General features: G+C 64.7%; 17 protein-coding genes and 1 pseudogene. 9 read left to right on the top strand and 9 right to left on the bottom strand.

Annotated features, from left to right (window positions below; all coding sequences use genetic code 11):
* The first annotated feature begins 110 nt into the window (after window positions 1-110).
* Window positions 111-386, top strand: coding sequence for a metal-sensitive transcriptional regulator (locus ACOJTD_RS08780; RefSeq protein ID WP_420132535.1), 276 nt, complete (start codon window positions 111-113; stop codon window positions 384-386).
* A gap of 71 nt (window positions 387-457) precedes the next feature.
* On the opposite strand, the gene ACOJTD_RS08785 is transcribed toward ACOJTD_RS08780, so the two are convergent.
* From ACOJTD_RS08785 to ACOJTD_RS08810, 6 genes are all read right to left on the bottom strand, one after another.
* Complete coding sequence (locus ACOJTD_RS08785; RefSeq protein WP_420132536.1) at window positions 458-1,108, bottom strand: hypothetical protein; 651 nt, start codon at window positions 1,106-1,108, stop codon at window positions 458-460.
* A 193-nt stretch (window positions 1,109-1,301) separates the two neighbouring features.
* Window positions 1,302-1,604 (bottom strand): preprotein translocase subunit YajC, encoded by a 303-nt coding sequence (locus tag ACOJTD_RS08790; RefSeq protein ID WP_420132537.1) that lies wholly within the window; start codon window positions 1,602-1,604, stop codon window positions 1,302-1,304.
* 250 nt (window positions 1,605-1,854) lie between these two features.
* Window positions 1,855-3,204: an oxygen-independent coproporphyrinogen III oxidase gene (hemN, locus tag ACOJTD_RS08795; protein ID WP_420132538.1), complete on the bottom strand. Its 1,350-nt coding sequence runs from the start codon at window positions 3,202-3,204 to the stop codon at window positions 1,855-1,857.
* 26 nt (window positions 3,205-3,230) lie between these two features.
* Complete coding sequence (gene bchJ, locus ACOJTD_RS08800) at window positions 3,231-3,938, bottom strand: bacteriochlorophyll 4-vinyl reductase (protein ID WP_420132539.1); 708 nt, start codon at window positions 3,936-3,938, stop codon at window positions 3,231-3,233.
* Complete coding sequence (gene bchE, locus ACOJTD_RS08805; protein WP_420132540.1) at window positions 3,910-5,613, bottom strand: magnesium-protoporphyrin IX monomethyl ester anaerobic oxidative cyclase; 1,704 nt, start codon at window positions 5,611-5,613, stop codon at window positions 3,910-3,912. The genes bchJ and bchE overlap by 29 nt, the downstream gene beginning before the upstream one ends.
* A 142-nt stretch (window positions 5,614-5,755) precedes the next feature.
* Complete coding sequence (locus ACOJTD_RS08810; protein WP_420132541.1) at window positions 5,756-5,923, bottom strand: hypothetical protein; 168 nt, start codon at window positions 5,921-5,923, stop codon at window positions 5,756-5,758.
* A gap of 31 nt (window positions 5,924-5,954) precedes the next feature.
* On the opposite strand from ACOJTD_RS08810, the pseudogene ACOJTD_RS08815 reads away from it, so the two are divergent.
* From ACOJTD_RS08815 to ACOJTD_RS08825, 3 genes and pseudogenes are all read left to right on the top strand, one after another.
* Window positions 5,955-6,191 (top strand): annotated as a pseudogene (locus tag ACOJTD_RS08815) (hypothetical protein); the annotation flags it as partial.
* A gap of 294 nt (window positions 6,192-6,485) precedes the next feature.
* Window positions 6,486-7,226 (top strand): metallophosphoesterase family protein, encoded by a 741-nt coding sequence (locus tag ACOJTD_RS08820; RefSeq protein WP_420132552.1) that lies wholly within the window; start codon window positions 6,486-6,488, stop codon window positions 7,224-7,226.
* A 5-nt stretch (window positions 7,227-7,231) separates the two neighbouring features.
* The gene (locus tag ACOJTD_RS08825; RefSeq protein WP_420132542.1) at window positions 7,232-8,680 is read left to right on the top strand and encodes a serine/threonine protein kinase; all 1,449 of its coding nucleotides are present in this window, start codon (window positions 7,232-7,234) and stop codon (window positions 8,678-8,680) included.
* A gap of 199 nt (window positions 8,681-8,879) precedes the next feature.
* Here the strand turns inward: ACOJTD_RS08825 and ACOJTD_RS08830 are convergent, their stop codons facing one another.
* On the bottom strand, window positions 8,880-9,530 hold the full coding sequence (locus ACOJTD_RS08830; protein ID WP_420132543.1) for a BON domain-containing protein: 651 nt from the start codon (window positions 9,528-9,530) through the stop codon (window positions 8,880-8,882).
* A 118-nt stretch (window positions 9,531-9,648) separates the two neighbouring features.
* The gene (locus ACOJTD_RS08835) at window positions 9,649-9,888 is read right to left on the bottom strand and encodes a hypothetical protein (protein WP_420132544.1); all 240 of its coding nucleotides are present in this window, start codon (window positions 9,886-9,888) and stop codon (window positions 9,649-9,651) included.
* Between ACOJTD_RS08835 and ACOJTD_RS08840 the strand changes: the two genes are divergently transcribed.
* The 5 genes from ACOJTD_RS08840 to ACOJTD_RS08860 all read left to right on the top strand — a co-directional run bounded on the left by ACOJTD_RS08840 (window position 9,869) and on the right by ACOJTD_RS08860 (window position 15,889).
* Window positions 9,869-12,223 (top strand): phosphoketolase, encoded by a 2,355-nt coding sequence (locus ACOJTD_RS08840; RefSeq protein WP_420132545.1) that lies wholly within the window; start codon window positions 9,869-9,871, stop codon window positions 12,221-12,223. The genes ACOJTD_RS08835 and ACOJTD_RS08840 overlap by 20 nt on opposite strands.
* 157 nt (window positions 12,224-12,380) lie before the next feature.
* On the top strand, window positions 12,381-12,878 hold the full coding sequence (locus tag ACOJTD_RS08845; protein ID WP_420132546.1) for a response regulator: 498 nt from the start codon (window positions 12,381-12,383) through the stop codon (window positions 12,876-12,878).
* Between the two features lie 420 nt (window positions 12,879-13,298).
* Window positions 13,299-14,171 (top strand): CheR family methyltransferase, encoded by an 873-nt coding sequence (locus ACOJTD_RS08850; protein WP_420132547.1) that lies wholly within the window; start codon window positions 13,299-13,301, stop codon window positions 14,169-14,171.
* Between the two features lie 13 nt (window positions 14,172-14,184).
* Window positions 14,185-14,505, top strand: a complete 321-nt coding sequence (locus ACOJTD_RS08855; protein WP_420132548.1) for a PilZ domain-containing protein — start codon at window positions 14,185-14,187, stop codon at window positions 14,503-14,505.
* 142 nt (window positions 14,506-14,647) lie between these two features.
* The gene (locus ACOJTD_RS08860) at window positions 14,648-15,889 is read left to right on the top strand and encodes an EAL domain-containing response regulator (protein WP_420132549.1); all 1,242 of its coding nucleotides are present in this window, start codon (window positions 14,648-14,650) and stop codon (window positions 15,887-15,889) included.
* Between the two features lie 27 nt (window positions 15,890-15,916).
* Here ACOJTD_RS08860 and ACOJTD_RS08865 read toward each other — a convergent pair whose 3' ends face one another.
* Window positions 15,917-18,523 carry an ATP-binding protein gene (locus ACOJTD_RS08865; RefSeq protein ID WP_420132550.1) on the bottom strand — a complete coding sequence of 869 codons (2,607 nt, stop codon included), beginning with the start codon at window positions 18,521-18,523 and terminating at the stop codon, window positions 15,917-15,919.
* Between the last annotated feature and the right edge of the window lie 81 nt (window positions 18,524-18,604).

The raw sequence follows: 18,604 nt of genomic DNA on the forward strand, positions 1-18,604 counted from the left end.
GAGCCGCAGCAGCTCGACGTATCGGCGCCGTTGTCCTGGGGCTGCTCCGTGCCGCGCATCGCATCACCTTACCGCTTGAAACCCATACCGTGTAGGGGTATATATCGCCCATGAAGTCCGACATCAAGACGTCTTGTCAGAAACGCCTCGGCAGGATCGAGGGGCAGGTCCGGGGCATCTCCAAGATGCTGGAGGAGGGCCGCTACTGCATCGATATCGTCACGCAGATCTCCGCGGTCCGCGCTGCGCTGCGGCGGGTCGAGGAGGAAGTGCTGAAGGATCACGTCGCGCATTGCGTCGAGCATGCGATCGCAAGCGGCGACAAGACCGATCAGCGCCAGAAGATCGCCGAACTAATGGATGTGATTCAGCGATCCAGTCGCTGATCTGAGGCCATTCCTGGTTAGCCGCGTTGCGGCCGATCAAGTCGGCGCATGGAATGCTCCACGTCCCCGGTTCAACGGCCCGGTTTGGCCGTCGTTCCGAACAGCGACGTCTTGACTGCGCTGAATCCCTTCGACAGGCCGGTCAGCCCGCACGACACCGGATCGCCCTCGCAGGCGAATTTGGTAGACTGCACCGGGCGTTGCCGTGGCTTGGTAGCGGTCCGCAGCTTGGCCGGGCGCTGGCGCGGCTTGGTGGCGGCGCGGGGTTTTTCGACGGCCGGGCGCGGCTTGACGGGCTGGAAGGCTTCGGCCGGCTGCTGCGCTTGCAGCGCCGCGATCTGCTGCTGCCGCGCAGCGAAGGCCGCCGCGATGATCATCCGGCGCCGCTGATCGAGAAATTCGGTGTATTGCTCGTCCATCTTGCGCAATTCTTCGGCCGTCGGGTTCGGCCCGGCGATGTCGAAGCTGCGGTTCTGCATGAAATCGAAATAGGTGTAGCCGCCGCCCGGTTTGCGCCGGCCGGCGAACTTGGCATCGCACTGCGCCGCCAGCGCCGCCTTGGCTTCCTTGCTGTCGGCGGCCTTCTCGCCCTTTTCGATACAATCCTCGTAGTCCACCGGGGTCCGGCTCGGCCACCACTCGGCGCGCACCTCCGACGGCAGCGCCGCCGCGCCGAGCGCGATCGCCAAGTGTAAGGTGGTTAGCTTACGAAAACCGGTCATACCCGTCCCGAGGCTGCGGATCTCGCGAAAGTAGCGGGATTCCGCCCTCCAGGCGACGCGTTGTCAAGCTTACTGACGATGTCGGTCAACATCGACCACAACTGATCGATGGACTCCTGCCGGCTCAGCGCCAGTTAGCGAAGCTGCAGGCCTCGCCGGCAAACCGCGGGCTGCCGGCGACGGCGGGCCAGGATCAGGCCGCGAAATGCTCGGCGGAGACCGAATCGGCGTGCTCGATATGATCGAGTTCGGACAGCTTGGTGATGCTCTTGCCGCGACACGACCACGAGATCAGCGCCTCATCTCCGGTAATCGACAGGATGATACCGGTCACGTTGCCATGCGCGGTGACTTCGTCGCCGACCGAGAATGTCTGGTTCTCGAGCGCGGCTTCCAGCGCGGCGCGTAGGCAGACGGCGTCGCTGCCGCCGGCAGCCCGGAACGCAGCGGTGGCCTTGGCGACCATATCCTCGGTGACTTTGAGCTTGTGGGTCATGTGGTGATCCCTCGATCGGTCCGGTCGTCGGTAGCGATAGGCGCCGGAGCTTAACGGTCTGCGACTACGGCCGATGCGGCCGTGAGCATGAGAGATTTTCCGTTAAGACGGCGCGCCGGCGGACCTCGTCTCCCTGACATATTACCGCTTGCGGTAAATATGCACCCGATCGCGGGGCGTGATTTGACCTGCGTCAAAAAGCAAAACGCGCGCCGGTAGGCGCGCGCTCTTCATTCAGATGTGGCAGCGGTCAAACCGCGATCGAGTGCCGGACGTTCGAATTGCGCAGATACGTGTCGAACACCGAGGCGACGACGCGCGACAGCCGAACGCCTTCGGGCGTGAGCGTCAGCCGGCCGTGATCGCAAACCACGGCGCCATCGCGCTGCAATTCGGCAAGCGCTTCCTGTTCCGGCGCGAACCAGTCGTCGCCATAGCCGAACGCGCGGCCCGCGGCGGCGAGATCGATCTTGCCGTCGCACATCAGCCGCTCGATGACATGCGCCCGCAGATTGTCCTGCTGGGTCAGCGCATGGCCGCGGGCGACCGGCAGCTTGCCGGCCGCAACCGCGCGGGCCCAGGCGCCGGTCTCGACGATGTTCTGGATGTAGCCGCTCGGCGTGCGGCCGATCGAGGTCGCGCCGATGCCGATCAGCGTCTGCGCCGCGTCGGCGGTATAGCCCTGGAAGTTGCGGTGCAGTTCGCCGGTCTTCGCCGCCACGGCAAGCGAGTCGCCCGGCAGCGCGAAGTGATCGATGCCGATCCGGACGTAGCCGCCCTTGACGAGGGCATCGGCCGCGGCGTCCGCTTGCTCGGCGCGCAGCTCCGGCTTCGGCAGCGAGTCGTCGGGGATCATCCGCTGGTTCTTCGCGACCCACGGCACATGCGCGTAGCCGAACAGCGCGACGCGGTCGGGCTGCATCTCGACGCATTGCTCGACGGTGCTCTTGAGATCTGCGGCGGTCTGATACGGCAGGCCGTAAATCAGGTCGAAGTTGATCTTCGACACGCCGGCCGCCTTGAAGCGCTGCATCGCGCGCGCCACCATGTCGGGCGGCTGGATGCGGTTGATCGCGGCCTGCACCTTGGGGTCGAACTCCTGCACACCGAAGCTGGCGCGGGTGAAGCCGAGTTCGCCGATCGTCGCGACCATCTCGTCGGTCAGCGTGCGCGGATCGCTCTCGATCGCCAGTTCGGCGTCAGGCACGAACTCGAAGCGCTCGCGCAGCAACGTCATGATCGCACCGAGATCCTCCGGCGAGATCACGGTCGGCGTGCCGCCGCCGAAATGCAGGTGCCGCACCGGCATCGTGCCCGGCATCGCATCGGCGACGAGATCGATCTCGTCGATCAGGCTCTCGACATAGTCGGCGACCGGACCGTATTTCGACGCCAGCTTCATGTTGCAGCCGCAGTACCAGCACTGCTGCTTGCAGAACGGCACGTGCAGATACAGCGAGATCGGCTCGTCGGTGTCGAGCTGGGCGAGCCAGCCGCGATACACCGACTCCGGGAATTCCTTCGCGAAGTGCGGGGCCGTCGGATAGCTGGTGTAGCGCGGCACCGAGCTCTTGGCGTATTTTTCGAGGGCAGACGACATCGCTGGTCTCTCACATCGTCCGCGTATCAACGCGCGGAAATGGTTTCAGAAGGGCCGGCGATCGGCGTTGATCGGCGGCTGGCGTAAATGTTCGCGGCATCCGGAATCGTGGTCCAGTCCGCGACGAAGCGGCAGCAATCGTCGCCGCGCGCTCCGCAAGTGGTCTCGGTCACGCGGGTATAGGGCGAGACCAGCGCCTGAAACAGCCGTTGAAATACGGAGGCGTGCCAGACGCAGACCTGGTGATCGGCATGTTCGCCGGCGCACAGAGGATTGTCGGCGATCTCGAAGGTGACGGTCTTGCCGGCCTGGGCCGAGAACTTGCCCGAGCCGGCGAAGGTCCAGGCGTGCGCGGTGATCGCCTTGGTCAGCATCCGCGCCGCGATCGAGGCCGGCATGATCTTGAGCACGGCTTGCGCCAGCTTCGGAATCCGGTTTGCGAGGATGTAGTCGCCGGTGCGCAGCCCCGCGTCCGTAAGGATGGCGGCGGCCTCCGGCTGCGGCAGCACCCGGCGCACCGCCTGATGGATCGCGGCGACGGGGCGTTCGTCGACCATCACCGAGGGCGGCTCGGCGAGCCAGTCGCTTGCCGCCGCCTCGGAGAAGATCTCCTTCGCGGCCGGCTGGAGACCGGCCGCGTCGAGCGCGTGGATCAGTTGAATGACGGCATTGGGTCCGATCTCGGACACCGCCGGCATTCCATCGTCAGTGACGTGTGGCCGAACCTGCGTCATGGGTGGTGTCCGCCATGCGGCTGGTTACGGTTTCCGCCAAGGTCTCCTTGGCGACATCACAATTGGTCGGCTCGGTCATCTGCTCGGACCCGCCACCACAGGCCGACACGATGGCCATCTGCGACGCCGCCGACTTGCGCGACCGGTCGGCGTTGGCTTCCCAATCGGCCATCTGGGCGTGCGAGATCTTGCGGGTCTCGTCGAAGTGGAAGTCGACCTTCTTCTTCGACTGCGGTCCCCAATAGCCGACGCGGCCGAGGTCGTAGAACTTGCGCTCGAAGCCGGCCTTGAGGAACGCCTTCAAACAGCCGAGCAGATAGCGTCGCCGTCTCCCGGTGCCCGACCATGGGTAGGAGAAGAACGCCTTGTACATGTAGAACCGGCGATAATTGTTCATCACCCTGTCGAGCAGTTCGCCGCGCTCCATCGCCGCCGGCTTCACGATCGGCGTGACGAAATTGTACTTGGCGAAGTCGAACACCTCGACCTTGTCGCTGAGTTCCTTGAACAGCGGCGTGAACGGCCAGGGGGTGTACATCGACCAGTTGGCGAGGTCCGGCTTCCAGTCCATCGCCATGCGATAGGTTTCTTCCAGCGTCTCCGGGGTCTCGGAGTCGAGACCGACGATGAACTGGGCTTCGACCACGATGCCGGCTTCGCGCAGAAGGCGGATCGCCTTCTTGTTGTCGGAGATCTTGGTCTCTTTGTTGAACAGGTCGAGCTTGAGCTGCGCGGCCGCTTCGGTGCCGAGCGAGACGTGCATCAGGCCGGCTTCGTTGTAGAATTTCAGCAGCTGCTCGTCGCGCAGGATGTCGGTGACGCGGGTGTTGATGCCCCACTGCACCTTCTTGTTCAGGCCGCGCGCGATCAGCTCTTCGCAGAACTGGATGAACTTCTTGCGGTTGATGGTCGGCTCTTCGTCGGCCAGGATGAAGAAGCCGACCTGATACTTCTCGACCAGTTCCTGGATCTCGTCGACCACCTTCTTGGGGTCGCGGACGCGATAGTCGCGCCAGAATTTCCACTGCGAGCAGAACGAGCAGGTGAACGGACAGCCGCGCGCCATGTTGGGAATCGCGACGCGGGTGTTCATCGGGATGTATTTGTAGAGCGACCAGTCTAGCACGCTCCAGTCCGGGCTGATCGCGTCGAGATCCTTCACGGTCGGCGCCGCCGGCGTGGCGACGATCTTGCTCTCGCCGTTGAGGCCTTCGGTGTAGGCGAGGCCCTTGATGCTGGCGCGGTTCTCCGGCCACTGACCCGACTCGATCGCGCGGGCGAGATCGACGACGATCTCTTCGCCTTCACCGCGGACGATGACGTCGACCCAGGGCGCTTCGCTCAGCACCTGCTGATACATGAAGGTGGCGTGAACGCCGCCCAGCACGGTGACGATCTTCGGGTTGACCTGCTTGGCGATCTTCAGCGCCTCTTCGGCCTTGTAGATCGACGGCGTGATCGACGTGGTGCCGACCATGTCCGGCTTGTAGGCGGCGATGATCTGCTTGAGCTGCTCGTCCGAGGTATCCTCGGTCATCGCGTCGATGAATTTGAGATCGGTGAATCCGTTGGCCTTCAGCGCGCCCGCCAGATACGGCGCCCAGGCCGGCGGCCAGTGGCCGGCAATTTCGGCACCACCGGAATGATAATTCGGGTGAATGAGAAGGATGCGCACTGACATGTCTCCCATGATTGTCAAGGAGTGATGACACACGCAGTGTCAACGATTATTGACGCAGATCAAACAAAACGGTGCTTTGGTAGTTCGCGGTCGATCGGCCTCGGCGATTGTTCGCCGTTGGCCTCGAAGGCGTCGGTCACCGCTCTGCGATGAAGTTGCTGTCGTGTTGAAGCGCGTCGAGCGTGTCGACGTTCAGGCAATAGTTTTGATACGCCGGCACCAGAGTGCCGGCAGCGATGTCGGCATCGCATTCGCGCTTGTGCTCGCACATCGCGCAGGTGCGTCGCAGATCGTTGAGCAGCATCGGCTCCTTCTCGGCGAGCGCCCGGATGCTGATGCGCAATGCGTCGAGCAGGCAGGGCAGCTCCTTGGCGCTGCTGCCCTTGGTCGCGAGCGCGCGCACTTCGGCTGGTGACAGTCCGAGGTCCTTCACCATATTGGCCATCGCGCGTCCGAAGGCTTCGAGCTCCACCGGGCTCGCGGTGATCTCTTCCCACTCCCGGACGACAGCGGTGACGGCATCGCTGACAGGTGCGTCGTTTCCAAGCGCCTCGTTCGCAGATGTGTCGCTCACGAGCGCTTCGTTGACGGCTGCTTCGTTGAGAGGGGCGTCGTTGGGGTCGGGATTGCCGGATGCAGTCATTGGGCGCCTCCAACGCGATTGTTTTGCTGATATACTCACGGCCGTCTGGCGTCCCATTGCGCCAGATCAAGGAGTGAGACAGGCTTGCGATGGATCAAAGACAGGTGCGCGAGTCCAAGTCGCACCGGTCGAACTGATCGCAGGGGCGACCGCCAGGACGGCCCGCGAGCCGCTAACAACACAAGCCGCTGGCAAGGCGGATCCGACGACATGGGAGGTGGACTTGTTGCTTGCGCTTTTCGCCGACATTCATGCCAACCGGCAGGCGTTCACGGCATGCCTGGCCAAGGCGCGCGAGCAGGGTGCCGAGAAGTTCGTTCTGCTCGGCGACTATGTGGGCTACGGCGGCGATCCGGATTGGACGGTCGGCACGGTGATCGATCTCGTCGGCAACGGCGCGGTCGCGGTGCAGGGCAATCACGACAGCGCGGTCGGCAATCCGAAAGTGCAGATGAATGCCGAGGCCGAGGCCGCGATCGAATGGACGCGCGGCCAGCTCGACGTTGCGCAGCGCCGCTTTCTCGCCGACCTGCAGATGAAGCAGGAGGACGGCAATCTGCTGTTCGTCCATTCCGAGGCGACGCGGCCGGAGAGCTGGATCTACGTCACCGACACCTCGATCGCCTCTCGCAGCATGCAGTCGGTCGCGGCGCATGTGACGTTCTGCGGCCATGTTCACAAGCCTGCGCTGTATTCGCTGTCCGTCACCGGCAAGATGACCACTTTCGTACCGACCTCCGACGTGCCGGTGCATCTGCTGCCCGGCCGGCAATGGCTCGCGGTGCTCGGTTCGGTCGGCCAGCCGCGCGACGGCAATCCGGCAGCCGCCTATGCGCTGTACGACACGCAGAAGCACGAACTGACCTATTGCCGCGTGCCTTACGACGTTGAAGGCGCGGCGCGGCGGATCCGCGATAACGGTCTGCCGGTCTGGCTCGCCGAGCGGCTGCTGGCAGGGCGGTGATCGCCATGGATAGTCCCTCGTTCGAGCCGGGTAGTAGCGTCGATGGCTACCTCATCGAGGGGCCGCTGCACCGCGGAGGCATGGCGTCGCTGTTCGCCGTGCACAAGGCCGACGACCCGATGCCGATGGTGATGAAGATTCCGCGGATGGGCGAGGGCGAGGATCCGGCCGCCATCGTCAGCTTCGAGATGGAGCAGATGCTGATGCCGCGGCTGCGCGGGCCGCATGTTCCGCACTTCGTCGCGCTGTCCGATTTTTCCAAGCACCCTTACATCGTGATGGAGCGGATCGCCGGCGAGCCATTGCTGGCGCGTCTGCCGGATCTGCCGCTGCCTTACGACGAGGCGGTCGCGATCGCCGCCAAGATCGCCGCGGCGGTCGCCGACCTGCACCGCCAGCACGTCATCCACCACGACATCAAGCCGAGCAACATCATGTTTCGTCCGAGCGGCGAGGCCGTGATGCTCGACATGGGGCTCGCCTGCAGCGATCAGCTTCCCGACCTGATGCAGGAGGAATTCCGCCTGCCGTTCGGCACCGCGCCCTATATGGCGCCGGAGCGCCTGCTCGGCGTCCGCAACGACCCGCGCAGCGACCTGTTCGGCCTCGGCGTGTTGCTCTACTTCTTCACCACGGGCATCCGGCCGTTCGGCGAAACCGAAACCATGTACGGCATGCGCCGGCGGCTGTGGCGCGATCCGGTGCCGCCGCGCAAGCTGCGGCCGGACTATCCGCCCTGGCTGCAGGAAGTGGTGCTGCGCTGTCTCGAGATCCAGCCGGAATGGCGCTATCCGACGGCCGCGCAGTTGGTGTTCGATCTCACCCATCCGAGTGAGGTGAAGCTCACCGCCCGTTCGGAGAAGCTGAAGCGCGACCCGTGGCGCACCGTGCTGCGCCGGCGCTTCAACAAGGAGCTGACGCGGCCGCGCAAGGAGACGCTGGCGGCGCATTTGGCGTCGGCGCCGATCGTCGCTGTGGCGATCGATGTCGCGGAGGGCTCGGCGGAATTGAACGACGAACTGCGGATCACGGCCGGCCGCATCCTGGCGACTCTGCCCTCGGCGCGGCTCGCCTGCCTCAACGTGCTCAAGCTCGGCCGCATGACGATCGACCGGACGCTGGACGAGCACGGCCACAACAAGCACGTCGATCGGCTTGTCGCGCTACGCCACTGGGCCGAGCCGCTCAAGCTGGCCGACGATCGGCTAACGGCCCATGTGCTGGAGGCGGTCGATCCCGCGTCCGCCCTTCTCGAATTCGCCGAAGCGAGCCGGGTCGATCACATCCTGATCGGCGCGCGGCGCAACTCGATGCTGCGCACGCTGGGCGGCAGCGTCTCCGCCAAGGTCGCCAGCGAAGCCAATTGCACGGTGACCATCGTCCGCGACTCCGCGCTCAGGCCGACGCGATCAGGCAGGCCGGCGGACGCAAAGGGCAGCCGGGACGAAATTTGATCTTTGGTTGATCTTGGTTTGATCGCCCGAAGCGAAAGCCCCACTCCGTTATTGCGAGCCAACGGGTCGGCGCGAAGCGCCGCCCGATGACAGGCTCCGCGAAGCAATCCAGAGCCGGCCACGACGCTGGATTGCTTCGTCGCTGCGCTCCTCGCAATGACGGGGAGAGGCTTCGGATTCGTAACGGAGGCGCCCGTCGTCAGTTGATCATCAGGCGATCATCGACCGCTGCGACTCCCGGCGTCGACCATGCGGCGGTCTGGACCGCGCGGCGCTGGTCCCAGCTGTCGACACGACCTTCGAGCACGACCATGTTGCCGTCCTTCACCGTCACGCGGATGCCGCTCGAAGCGAGTTCGGCGTGACGTTCGAGCGCCGACTCGAGACACGCCCGGATGCAGGCGTGATCGCCGAGCGGGTTGCTGATGACGATGTTGTTGGTGACGCCGACGACTCCGGCGAGCTTGCGGACGTCGTCTTCGGCGGCGGCGCGCTCGTAGTGCCAGTCCACGGTGCCGCTCAGCGTCAGCCAGCCGTCCTCGACCTGCACTTCGATCGAGTTCGCCGGCACCAGCACGTTCCAGTCGAGAATATCGGACGCGCGTTGCGCGATGCGATCGTCGGCGGTCTTGGTGAACGGATAGCGGACTTCGATGTTTTCCGAGATCGCGTGGACGCCTTTGACGCGACGCGTCGCCGCAATCGCCGCCAGCCTCTCGGCGTAGCTGATGACGTGACCGGTGAGAACCACGATGTCTCCTTCGACAGCGACATTGATATGCCCGCTGTTGAAGCTTGGATCGAACTCGAACTCGTCAAGGATGTTTTGACGGAGCTGGGACTCAGACATGATTGGCCTCTGGAGTTCCGCTGCGCAACGGGCGGCATCTTCCGTGGTTGAAGGTCAAACACATTGATCCCAATCAACCAGACGCGGCGTGACGGTTGATCTGCGTCAAACGCTGTCATCATGGTTTCATCGCCGTAATCTCAACAATCGGATCGCCGACGATCTCCGGCAATGTCCGGGTCTTGCATTGCGTCGCGTTCGCGGGCGCTAATGTCAGGCCAGACTGACACTGATCGCCATTGGGCTCAGGCGCGTGCACCGCGAGTCGATGAGCGATCAGCAAAGTGGCGGACGCGGCGAGCGCGCGGACGTGATGAAATGCAGAGGCGGAGAAGGTGATGTCAGACGTGTTGTCCAACGAACTGATGCAGAAGATGGACGCCTATTGGCGTGCCGCGAACTACTTGTCGGTCGGGCAGATCTATCTGCAGGACAACCCGCTGCTCGACGAACCGCTGCGGCTCGAGCATCTCAAGCCCCGCCTGCTCGGACACTGGGGTACGACGCCGGGACTCAATCTGCTCTACGTGCATCTCAACCGGATCATCACCGCGCACGACCTCGACATGATCTACATCATCGGACCCGGTCACGGCGGCCCGGGCCTGGTGGCGAATTCTTATCTCGAAGGCTCCTACACCGAGCGCTATCCGGCGATCGAGCGCAACCGCAACGGCCTGCAGCGGCTGTTCCGGCAATTCTCCTGGCCGGGTGGCGTGCCGAGTCACGTGTCGCCGGAGACGCCCGGTTCGATTCACGAAGGTGGCGAACTCGGTTATTCGCTGGCGCACGCATATGGTGCCGCGTTCGATAATCCGAACCTGATCGTTGCCTGCATTGTCGGCGACGGCGAGGCGGAGACCGGCGCGCTGGCGACGAGCTGGCACTCCAACAAGTTTCTCAATCCGGCGCGCGACGGCGCGGTGCTGCCGATCCTGCACCTCAACGGCTTCAAGATCGCCAATCCGACCGTGCTGGCGCGGATCAGCCGCCAGGAACTGACCGATCTGATGCGCGGCTATGGCTACGAGCCGATCGTCGTCGAGGGCGACGATCCGGCGATCGTGCACTACTCGCTCGCCGCCGCGCTGGAGAAGGCGCTGAGCGATATCCGCGCGATCCAGGCCGCCGCCCGGTACGAGGGCGTCACTGCACGGCCGCGCTGGCCGATGATCGTGATGCGCACGCCCAAGGGCTGGACCGGACCCAAGCAGGTCGACGGCAAACCGGTGGAAGGCACGTGGCGGGCCCATCAGGTGCCGATCGCCGACTTCAAGACTCCCGAGCACATCAAGCTGCTGGAAGACTGGCTGCGCAGCTATCGGCCCGACGAGCTGTTCGATGCCAACGGCCGGTTCCGCGACGATCTCGCGGCGCTGGCGCCGACCGGTCATCGCCGGATGAGCGCCAACCCGCACGTCAATGGCGGCGAACTGCTGCAGCCGCTGTCGCTGCCGGATTTCCGCGACTACGCGGTGACGCTGCCGGCGCCCGGCGCCGCCAAGGCCGAAGCGACGCGCGTGCTCGGCACGTTTCTGCGCGATGTGATGCGCGACAATCTCGAGACGCAGAACTTCCGGCTGTTCGGTCCCGACGAGACCGCATCGAACCGGCTCGACGGCGTGCTCGAAGTCACCGACAAGGAGTGGATGGCAGACATCGAGGACGTCGACGTCGCGCTCGGCCGCAACGGCCGGGTGATGGAGGTACTCAGCGAGCATCTCTGCCAGGGCTGGCTCGAAGGTTATCTGCTGACCGGCCGCCACGGCCTGTTCTCGTGCTACGAGGCCTTCATCCACATCATCGACTCGATGTTCAACCAGCACGCCAAATGGCTGAAGGCGTGCGCGTCGATCCCGTGGCGGCGTCCGATCGCCTCGCTGAACTATCTCTTGACCTCGCATGTCTGGCGGCAGGACCACAACGGCTTCTCGCATCAGGATCCGGGCTTCATCGACCACGTCCTCAACAAGAAGGCGAGCGTGGTTCGTGTCTATCTGCCGCCGGACGCGAACACGCTGTTGTCGGTGGCCGATCACTGCCTGCGCAGCCGCAACTACGTCAACGTCATCGTCGCCGGCAAGCAGCCGGAGTGGCAGTGGCTGGACATGGACGCGGCCGTTCGGCACTGCGCCGCGGGTGCCGGCGTCTGGGAATGGGCCAGCAATGACGACGGCGATCCGGACGTTGTGATGGCCTGCGCGGGCGACGTTCCGACGGTCGAGACGCTGGCGGCGGTCACGCTGCTGCGCGAATACGTGCCGGACATCCGCATCCGCGTCGTCAACGTGGTCGACCTGATGGTGCTGCAGCCGAGCTCGGAGCACCCGCATGGCTTCGACGATCGCCGCTTCGACGAGATGTTCACCGCCGACAAGCCGGTGATTTTCGCCTTCCACGGCTATCCCTGGCTGATCCACCGGCTGACCTATCGCCGGCACAACCACTTCAATATCCACGTGCGCGGCTACAAAGAAGAAGGAAGCACCACGACACCGTTCGACATGGTGGTGCTGAACGATCTCGACCGCTATCGGCTGGCGCTCGACGCGATCCGCAGGATTCCGCGACTGGCCAGTGAGGTCGAAGCTGCCACGTCGCGCTACTGGGCGACGATGCAGCGGCACAAACTCTATATCGCGGAGCATGGCGACGACATGCCCGAAGTTCGCGACTGGCGCTGGCCGAGCTAACAGCCGGTCGAATTGTCCTGAAGCTGCTAAGCCGTTGTCAACCACCGATCGACCCGATCGTCGGTTGGCGGCGGCTCGCGGCCGCTGAATTAACCAACGCTTGCAACCGGCTCGCTAAGCCTGCTGCCGTGAACGCAACGGCGAAAGGAGCGGGCCGATGGATACGCGCGACCATGATACGGCGCATGCGGAGATCGGAGCCGATCGACTCATCGGCTTGTTGAACCTGCTGGTGATTGACGACGACGCGGTGCAGCGGATGCTGATCGCCGGTGCGGCCGAGAAGGCCGGCTACGCGGTGACCCACGCGACGTCGTGCGCCGAGGGCATCGCGCTGATTCAGCAGCGGCCCTTCGATTGCGTCACGCTCGACCTGATGCTCGACGACGGCGACGGCAGCGACGTCATGCGGGCGATGGCGGGTGCGCATTACGCCGGGCCGCTGATCGTGATCAGCGGCATGAATTCCGAGCGCCGCCGCGCCTCGCGCGCGCTCGCCCGGTCGCTCGGCATGGATCTGCTGCAGAGCTTCCCGAAGCCGATAGACCTGGCGGCGCTGCGGATTTCGCTCGCCAACATCCGCAGCAACGTCGCCGGCCTGCCGATCGTGCATTCCTGGGGCGAAGTCTGCGGCCCGCGCTTCGAGCACGGCTAGAGCCGCATCGCTTGCCCACGATTGGTTACGCAAGCCCCTCGGGAGATGGTCGCGCGCCGGCAAGTTCGTCCCATTACATCGTCGGAAGTCGGCTTTCGGCCGATGTGAGTCAGGCCTGATCAGTCGTGTTGCTGGTACGACTACGAGGGCCAAAAATTAACGAGAGTGAAGGTCAATCACAGCTAGAGCAGTCAGGACGTGAGTTCCCGGTCGGCGGATCGTTCTCGTCGCCGGCCACCGGAAGGTCGAGAAAGGCGCTCTGGAATGGATGGTTTCACTCTGCAAAGCGGCGCCGGCCTGTGGGCCTGGACGATGTCCGCCGCGACGGCCGTGTGAGGTCATGTCCATGACGCCCCGCGTCGACCGATCAATCGCCCTTCATCGCGATACGTCGTGCGCGAACGTGCCAGGAAGGATCCCATGACTCCGCTCGACTACGACTATTTGCAGAAAATCCTGAAGGACAGGTCCGGGTTGATGCTGTCGGCGGACAAGAAGTATCTGCTGGAAAGCAGGCTGCTGCCGCTCGCCCGCAAGTCCGGTGTTCCGGGCATCAGCGAACTCGTTCAGAAGATGAAGGCCGGTTCCGAGTCGTTGATCCACGACGTCGTGGAGGCGATGACCACCAACGAGACCTTCTTCTTCCGCGACAAGACTCCGTTCGACCATTTCAAGGACAGCGTCATCCCCGAGCTGATCAAGGCGCGCGCCGGACGGCGCAGCCTGCGGATCTGGTGCGCAGCCTCCTCGACCGGGCAGGAGCCGTATTCGCTGGCGATGCTGCTGAAGGAGAAGGCCGCCGAACTCAACGGCTGGCGCATCGAGATCATCGCGACCGATCTGTCGCCCGAGGTGCTGGCGAAGTCGAAGAACGGTCTCTACACCCAATTCGAAGTCCAGCGCGGCCTGCCGATCCAGCTTCTGGTCAAGTACTTCAAGCAGGACGGCATGATGTGGCAGCTCAATCCGGACGTGCGGGCCATGGTGCAGTTCCGGCAGTTCAACCTGCTGCAGGATTTCGCGCCGCTCGGCAAATTCGACGTCATCTTCTGCCGCAACGTGCTGATCTATTTCGACCAGGCGACCAAGTCGGACATCTTCAATCGTCTGATGAAGGCCACCGAGCCCGACGGCTATCTGTTTCTCGGCGCGGCCGAGACGGTGGTGGGTCTGACCGACAGCTACAAGGTCTGTCCGAAGCGACGCGGCGTGTATCTGCCGAACGTGGCTTCCGCGGCTGCGCCGGGACTTGCGGCCGGCGGCTTCAAACCGGCGGGGTTCGCCGGGCGCTAACGGAGGGGTCGGGTTGACCACCGAGAATATCGGCACCGAGCGTGTGACATTCGGGCGTGGCTACGCGGTCTGGATCATGGGGATCGACGGCACGTGGCGCCGCAGCTGCGTGCTCAAGGCGGTGTCGAGCTTCGAAGCGGAGCTCGAACTCGAGGGCTCGATCGAGGGGCTGAACCTCAAGGAGTTCTTCCTGCTGCTGTCGTCGACTGGCCTGGCCTATCGCCGCTGCGAGCTGATCCGCGTCAACGGCTCCGAAATCGATGTCCGCTTCCTCAAGACCAAGAACAGGTCGGGTAGACCGATGGGCGGCCGCGACGATCGGATGGATTCCTGAGCCGGCGCGAGGGAAACGCTAACCATTCGAACGGCCCGGCGGCCGGTTGCATAATCGCAAAAGACTTCGTTTATGAGACGCAACTAGCGTTCCGGGAGAGGCCTTGGTGCGACAAGGCCTGTGGATTCTCACGGGCGGGCGGATGACGGACGGCGATCAAGCACCGACCATACGGATTCTGGTCGTCGACGACGACCCGGTGCAGGGTGCCGTGATCTGCGGCGTCTGCTACCGGCTCGGCTACAAGCCGGTGTTCGCCGACTCCTACCAGGCCGCGGCCGATCTGATCTCGGCCGGCACGTTCGACTGCTACACGCTCGATCTGTCGCTCGGCGATCGCGACGGCATCGAGCTGCTGCGCCTGATCGCGATGGACACCGGCGCGCGCCGCGTCATCGTCATCAGCGGCTGTGATCAGCGCATCCTGAGTGCAACCGTGCGGATGGCGCATGCCGCCGGCATCGTCGATGCGGTGTCGCTGCCCAAGCCGATCGATCTTCGTTCGTTGCGCGAGGCTCTGACCTTCGACGTCGGCAGCCGTTCGTCCACCCGGCACCGGTCCGAGAAGAGCGCCAGCCTGATCACGGCCGAAGACCTGACACGCGGCCTCGCCGCCGACGAGCTGTACCCGGTGTTTCAGCCGAAAGTGCATCTGAGCAGCGGGCGGGTGGTCGGTTGCGAAGCCTTGGCCCGGTGGGACAGCCCGGTTTTCGGCGCGGTGGGGCCCGACGTGTTCATTCCGCTCGCCGAACGGAGCGGCGCGATCAAGCCGATCACGTTGTGCATGCTGCGCGAGTCGATGCGGATGGTGCGGCGGTTTCTTGACCGCGATCCGTCCTTCGTCGTCGCCGTCAATCTGTCGGCGACGCTGCTCACCGACACCACTATTCTCCAGCAGATCGAGCAGATGCTGGACGAGACCGGCGTGCCGGCGCGGTCATTGATGATCGAGGTGACCGAGTCCACCGCGATGTCGGATGTCGACCGCGCGATGGACGTGCTGCTGCGGCTGCGCATCAAGGGCGTGGGTATCTCGATGGACGATTTCGGCACCGGCTATTCGTCGCTCTCGGCGCTGGCGCGGATGCCGTTCAGCGAACTCAAGATCGACCGCTCTTTCGTCAAGGACTGCCTCGTCGATCCGGACATGTGGAAGGTGGTCGCGGCCTCGGTGGCGATCGCCCATCAGTACAAGATGAAGGCCGTTGCCGAAGGCATCGAGGACGCCGAGACGTGGCGCGCGCTCGACGAACTCGGCTGCGACATCGGGCAGGGCTATGGCATTTCGCGGCCGCTGAAGTTGGATGCCTTCGAGGCATGGTACCTGACCTGGAACGCCGGCGCGTCGGCGCCGGTGCGCGCCCGACGGGCGCAAGCGGACTAACGGCTCATCTCGGTCAGGCGGGCCGCGTCAGGCTGCGCATTCGACCAGGCGGTCGTCGCCGACAGGCGCCTGCCGGGCCGCCGTGAAGGTCGCCTTGATCCGTCCCACAAGCTCTGCGTAGTCGGCCTCTGACAGCTCCGGCGCGCGCCGCTCCAGATCGCGCGCGAGGCTCGCGAGCAGCTCGAGGCCGAACGTGCCGGCAGCGCTCTTGAGCGAATGCGCTTCGCGTTCGATCCGGCGGCGGTCGGCCGGAATCGTCAGCGTGTCGAACAGGCGCAGCCGTGCCTCGGTGTCGCGAATGAACACCGCGAGCACGTCGCGACTGGCGTCCTCGCCGATCTCCGCGACGAGATGCGCGAAAGCGGTCTTGCCAACATAGAGCCGAGTCGCTGCCGGGCTGGCCCCTGAGCTCGAGACGGTCGAGAGCACAGGGCGGCCTTCGCCGGGCTCTGGATGCTGCCCGGGCAGTGTTGCGGTCCCTGCAGCCTGCGAAGCCGACAGCGGCGGCAAGGCGCGCAGGATCGCATCGACCAGCACGTTCTTGCGCACCGGCTTGGCGATGTAGTCGGTCATGCCCGCCTCGCGGCACACCTCCTTGTCCTCCGCGAAGGCGTTGGCGGTGAATGCGATGATCGGCACGGTCGCCAGCGCGCCGCCCTTGGCGCGGATGGCGCGCGTCGCCTCCAGCCCGTCCATCTCGGGCATCCGCATGTCCATCAGGATCACGTCGTAATTGAAGTTGGTTGCGGCCGTGACGGCTTCGGTGCCGTCGCAGGCGGTGTTGATCTGGATCGCGAACTCGTTGAGCATGCCTCCGGCGACCGCACGGTTGGTCGGATTATCGTCGACGATCAGCAGGCGCAATGGCCGGCCGCCGGCGGCGATCCGCGCGCTCAGTTCCTGATACTGCGCCTGATGGTCCTCCTCGGTCGGAGGAAGGTCGGCCGTGACCTGCAGCGTCAGCGCGAAGCGGAATGACGAGCCGTGGCCGGGCGTGGACGTGACGCTGATCTTGCCGCCCATCTGCTCGACCAGACGTCGGCTGATCGCAAGGCCGAGCCCCGAGCCGCCGAAACGCCGGCGGATCGAGCTGTCGGCCTGAACGAAGTCGCTGAACAGCGACTCGATCTTTTCCGGATCGATGCCGATGCCGGTGTCGCTGACGGTCCATTGGATACGCGCCATGGCGCCGTCGTTCGACAGACACTCGGCCGCGACGACGATCGTGCCGGACGGCGTGAACTTCACCGCGTTCGAGATCAGATTGAGCATGACCTGGCGAATGCGCCCCGGATCGCCGATCAGCGCATCCGGCAGGTCCTCGTTCAGCTCGGTGCGGATCGTCAATCCCTTCACGGCCGCCCGGGGGCCGATCACGTAGAGCGGATGCTCGACGATCTTGCGCGGCGAAAACGGGATCAGTTCGAGCGACAGCCGGCCGGCTTCGAGCTTCGAGAAGTCGAGAATATCGTCGAGGATCTCCAACAGGCTGTCGCCGGCGTCATGGATGCCGATCACGGCCTGACGCTGCTCCGCGTCGAGCCTGGTGTCGAGAAGGTTGCTGGTGAGCCCGAGCACCGCGTTCATCGGCGTGCGGATCTCGTGGCTCATCATCGCCAGGAAGCTCGACTTCGCGGCGCTGGCCGCCTCGGCTGCTTCGGCATAGACGGCCTGTTCGTTCCACCATCGTGCGATCGCGATGCTGCCGGTCAGCACGATCAGCGAGGTCAGCACGGACATCACCAGCAGCAGCAGCGCCATGTCCTGCCAGCTCTGCAGCGCGCTCTCCTCGTTCTGCACCACCGTGACCATGACCGGGTAGTTCGGCAGCATGCGCGCGGACCGCAGCCGGGCCTTGCCGCCGGTGGTTTCGCGGACGTTGCCGCCTGCCTGCAACGCCCGCCGTCCGCCGGCTTCCTGCAACGGGCCGGCGCCTTCGCGATGCGGATAGGTCGCCAGCACGACGTTGTCACTGCGGACCAGCGAGGTTTCCGTATCGGGCCCGAGCGTCGTCGCGGCGAAGAAATTCTCGAAATACTGCTGCGACATCGCGCCGAGCAGCAGGCCGATGAACTGGCCGTCGGGGCCGTTCAGCCGCCGGGCGATGTAGATGTTCCAGGCGCCCGTGCCTCGGTTTCGCACCGGCATGCTGACGAAGGTCTCGAGGCTGCTGTCGGTGCTGAGCGCCTTGAAGTAGTCGCGGTCCGAGACGTTGACTTCAGGAATTGGCCAATAGCGGGAGAAATTGAGCAGCTTTCCGCGATCGTCGATCATCGTCACCGCGTCGATCTGCGGCAGCCCGCTCACTTTTTCCTTGAGCAGCATGTGAGTGGTGTAGTCCGACATCGCCAGCCGATACGACTCGCTGTCGGTCACGCCGCGGCGTGCCAGATAGTCGCTGACGCTCGACAGCACGAGGTCGAGGGACTTGAACGAGCGGTCGGCCTCTTCGGCGAGCGTGAGGCTGTAGCGCTGCAGGTTGGATTCCGCGGTCCGCACGATGCTTTCGCGCAGATTGCTCAGGAACACCACGTTGGTGCTCATGATCGAGACGATCAGTGCGATCGCCACGAGCCGCAGCGCGATCTGCGATCGCTTGAGCCGGGGGCGGATGGAGGTCGGAAGCTCGCTCATGGCCCGGCCCGCTGGTCGTCCGGTGCCAGCGCGGGTTTGAGCAGTCGCTTCCAGCGGACGATCTCGTCGTCGACCAGACGG

Origin of the sequence: Rhodopseudomonas sp. (assembly GCF_048594845.1) — a bacterium.
In the GTDB taxonomy this organism is placed as follows: Bacteria; Pseudomonadota; Alphaproteobacteria; order Rhizobiales; family Xanthobacteraceae; genus Rhodopseudomonas.

Coding starts and splice junctions, on each gene's coding strand:
- hemN (WP_420132538.1), bottom strand. CDS start 3,204: ATGTCGTCTGCCCTCGAAAAATACGCCAAGAGCTCGGTGCCGCGCTAC.
- ACOJTD_RS08850 (WP_420132547.1), top strand. CDS start 13,299: ATGACTCCGCTCGACTACGACTATTTGCAGAAAATCCTGAAGGACAGG.
- ACOJTD_RS08810 (WP_420132541.1), bottom strand. CDS start 5,923: ATGCTGCTCAACGATCTGCGACGCACCTGCGCGATGTGCGAGCACAAG.
- ACOJTD_RS08860 (WP_420132549.1), top strand. CDS start 14,648: ATGACGGACGGCGATCAAGCACCGACCATACGGATTCTGGTCGTCGAC.
- ACOJTD_RS08840 (WP_420132545.1), top strand. CDS start 9,869: ATGTCAGACGTGTTGTCCAACGAACTGATGCAGAAGATGGACGCCTAT.
- ACOJTD_RS08825 (WP_420132542.1), top strand. CDS start 7,232: ATGGATAGTCCCTCGTTCGAGCCGGGTAGTAGCGTCGATGGCTACCTC.
- ACOJTD_RS08830 (WP_420132543.1), bottom strand. CDS start 9,530: ATGTCTGAGTCCCAGCTCCGTCAAAACATCCTTGACGAGTTCGAGTTC.
- ACOJTD_RS08845 (WP_420132546.1), top strand. CDS start 12,381: ATGGATACGCGCGACCATGATACGGCGCATGCGGAGATCGGAGCCGAT.
- ACOJTD_RS08790 (WP_420132537.1), bottom strand. CDS start 1,604: ATGACCCACAAGCTCAAAGTCACCGAGGATATGGTCGCCAAGGCCACC.
- ACOJTD_RS08780 (WP_420132535.1), top strand. CDS start 111: ATGAAGTCCGACATCAAGACGTCTTGTCAGAAACGCCTCGGCAGGATC.
- bchJ (WP_420132539.1), bottom strand. CDS start 3,938: ATGACGCAGGTTCGGCCACACGTCACTGACGATGGAATGCCGGCGGTG.
- ACOJTD_RS08865 (WP_420132550.1), bottom strand. CDS start 18,523: ATGAGCGAGCTTCCGACCTCCATCCGCCCCCGGCTCAAGCGATCGCAG.
- ACOJTD_RS08785 (WP_420132536.1), bottom strand. CDS start 1,108: ATGACCGGTTTTCGTAAGCTAACCACCTTACACTTGGCGATCGCGCTC.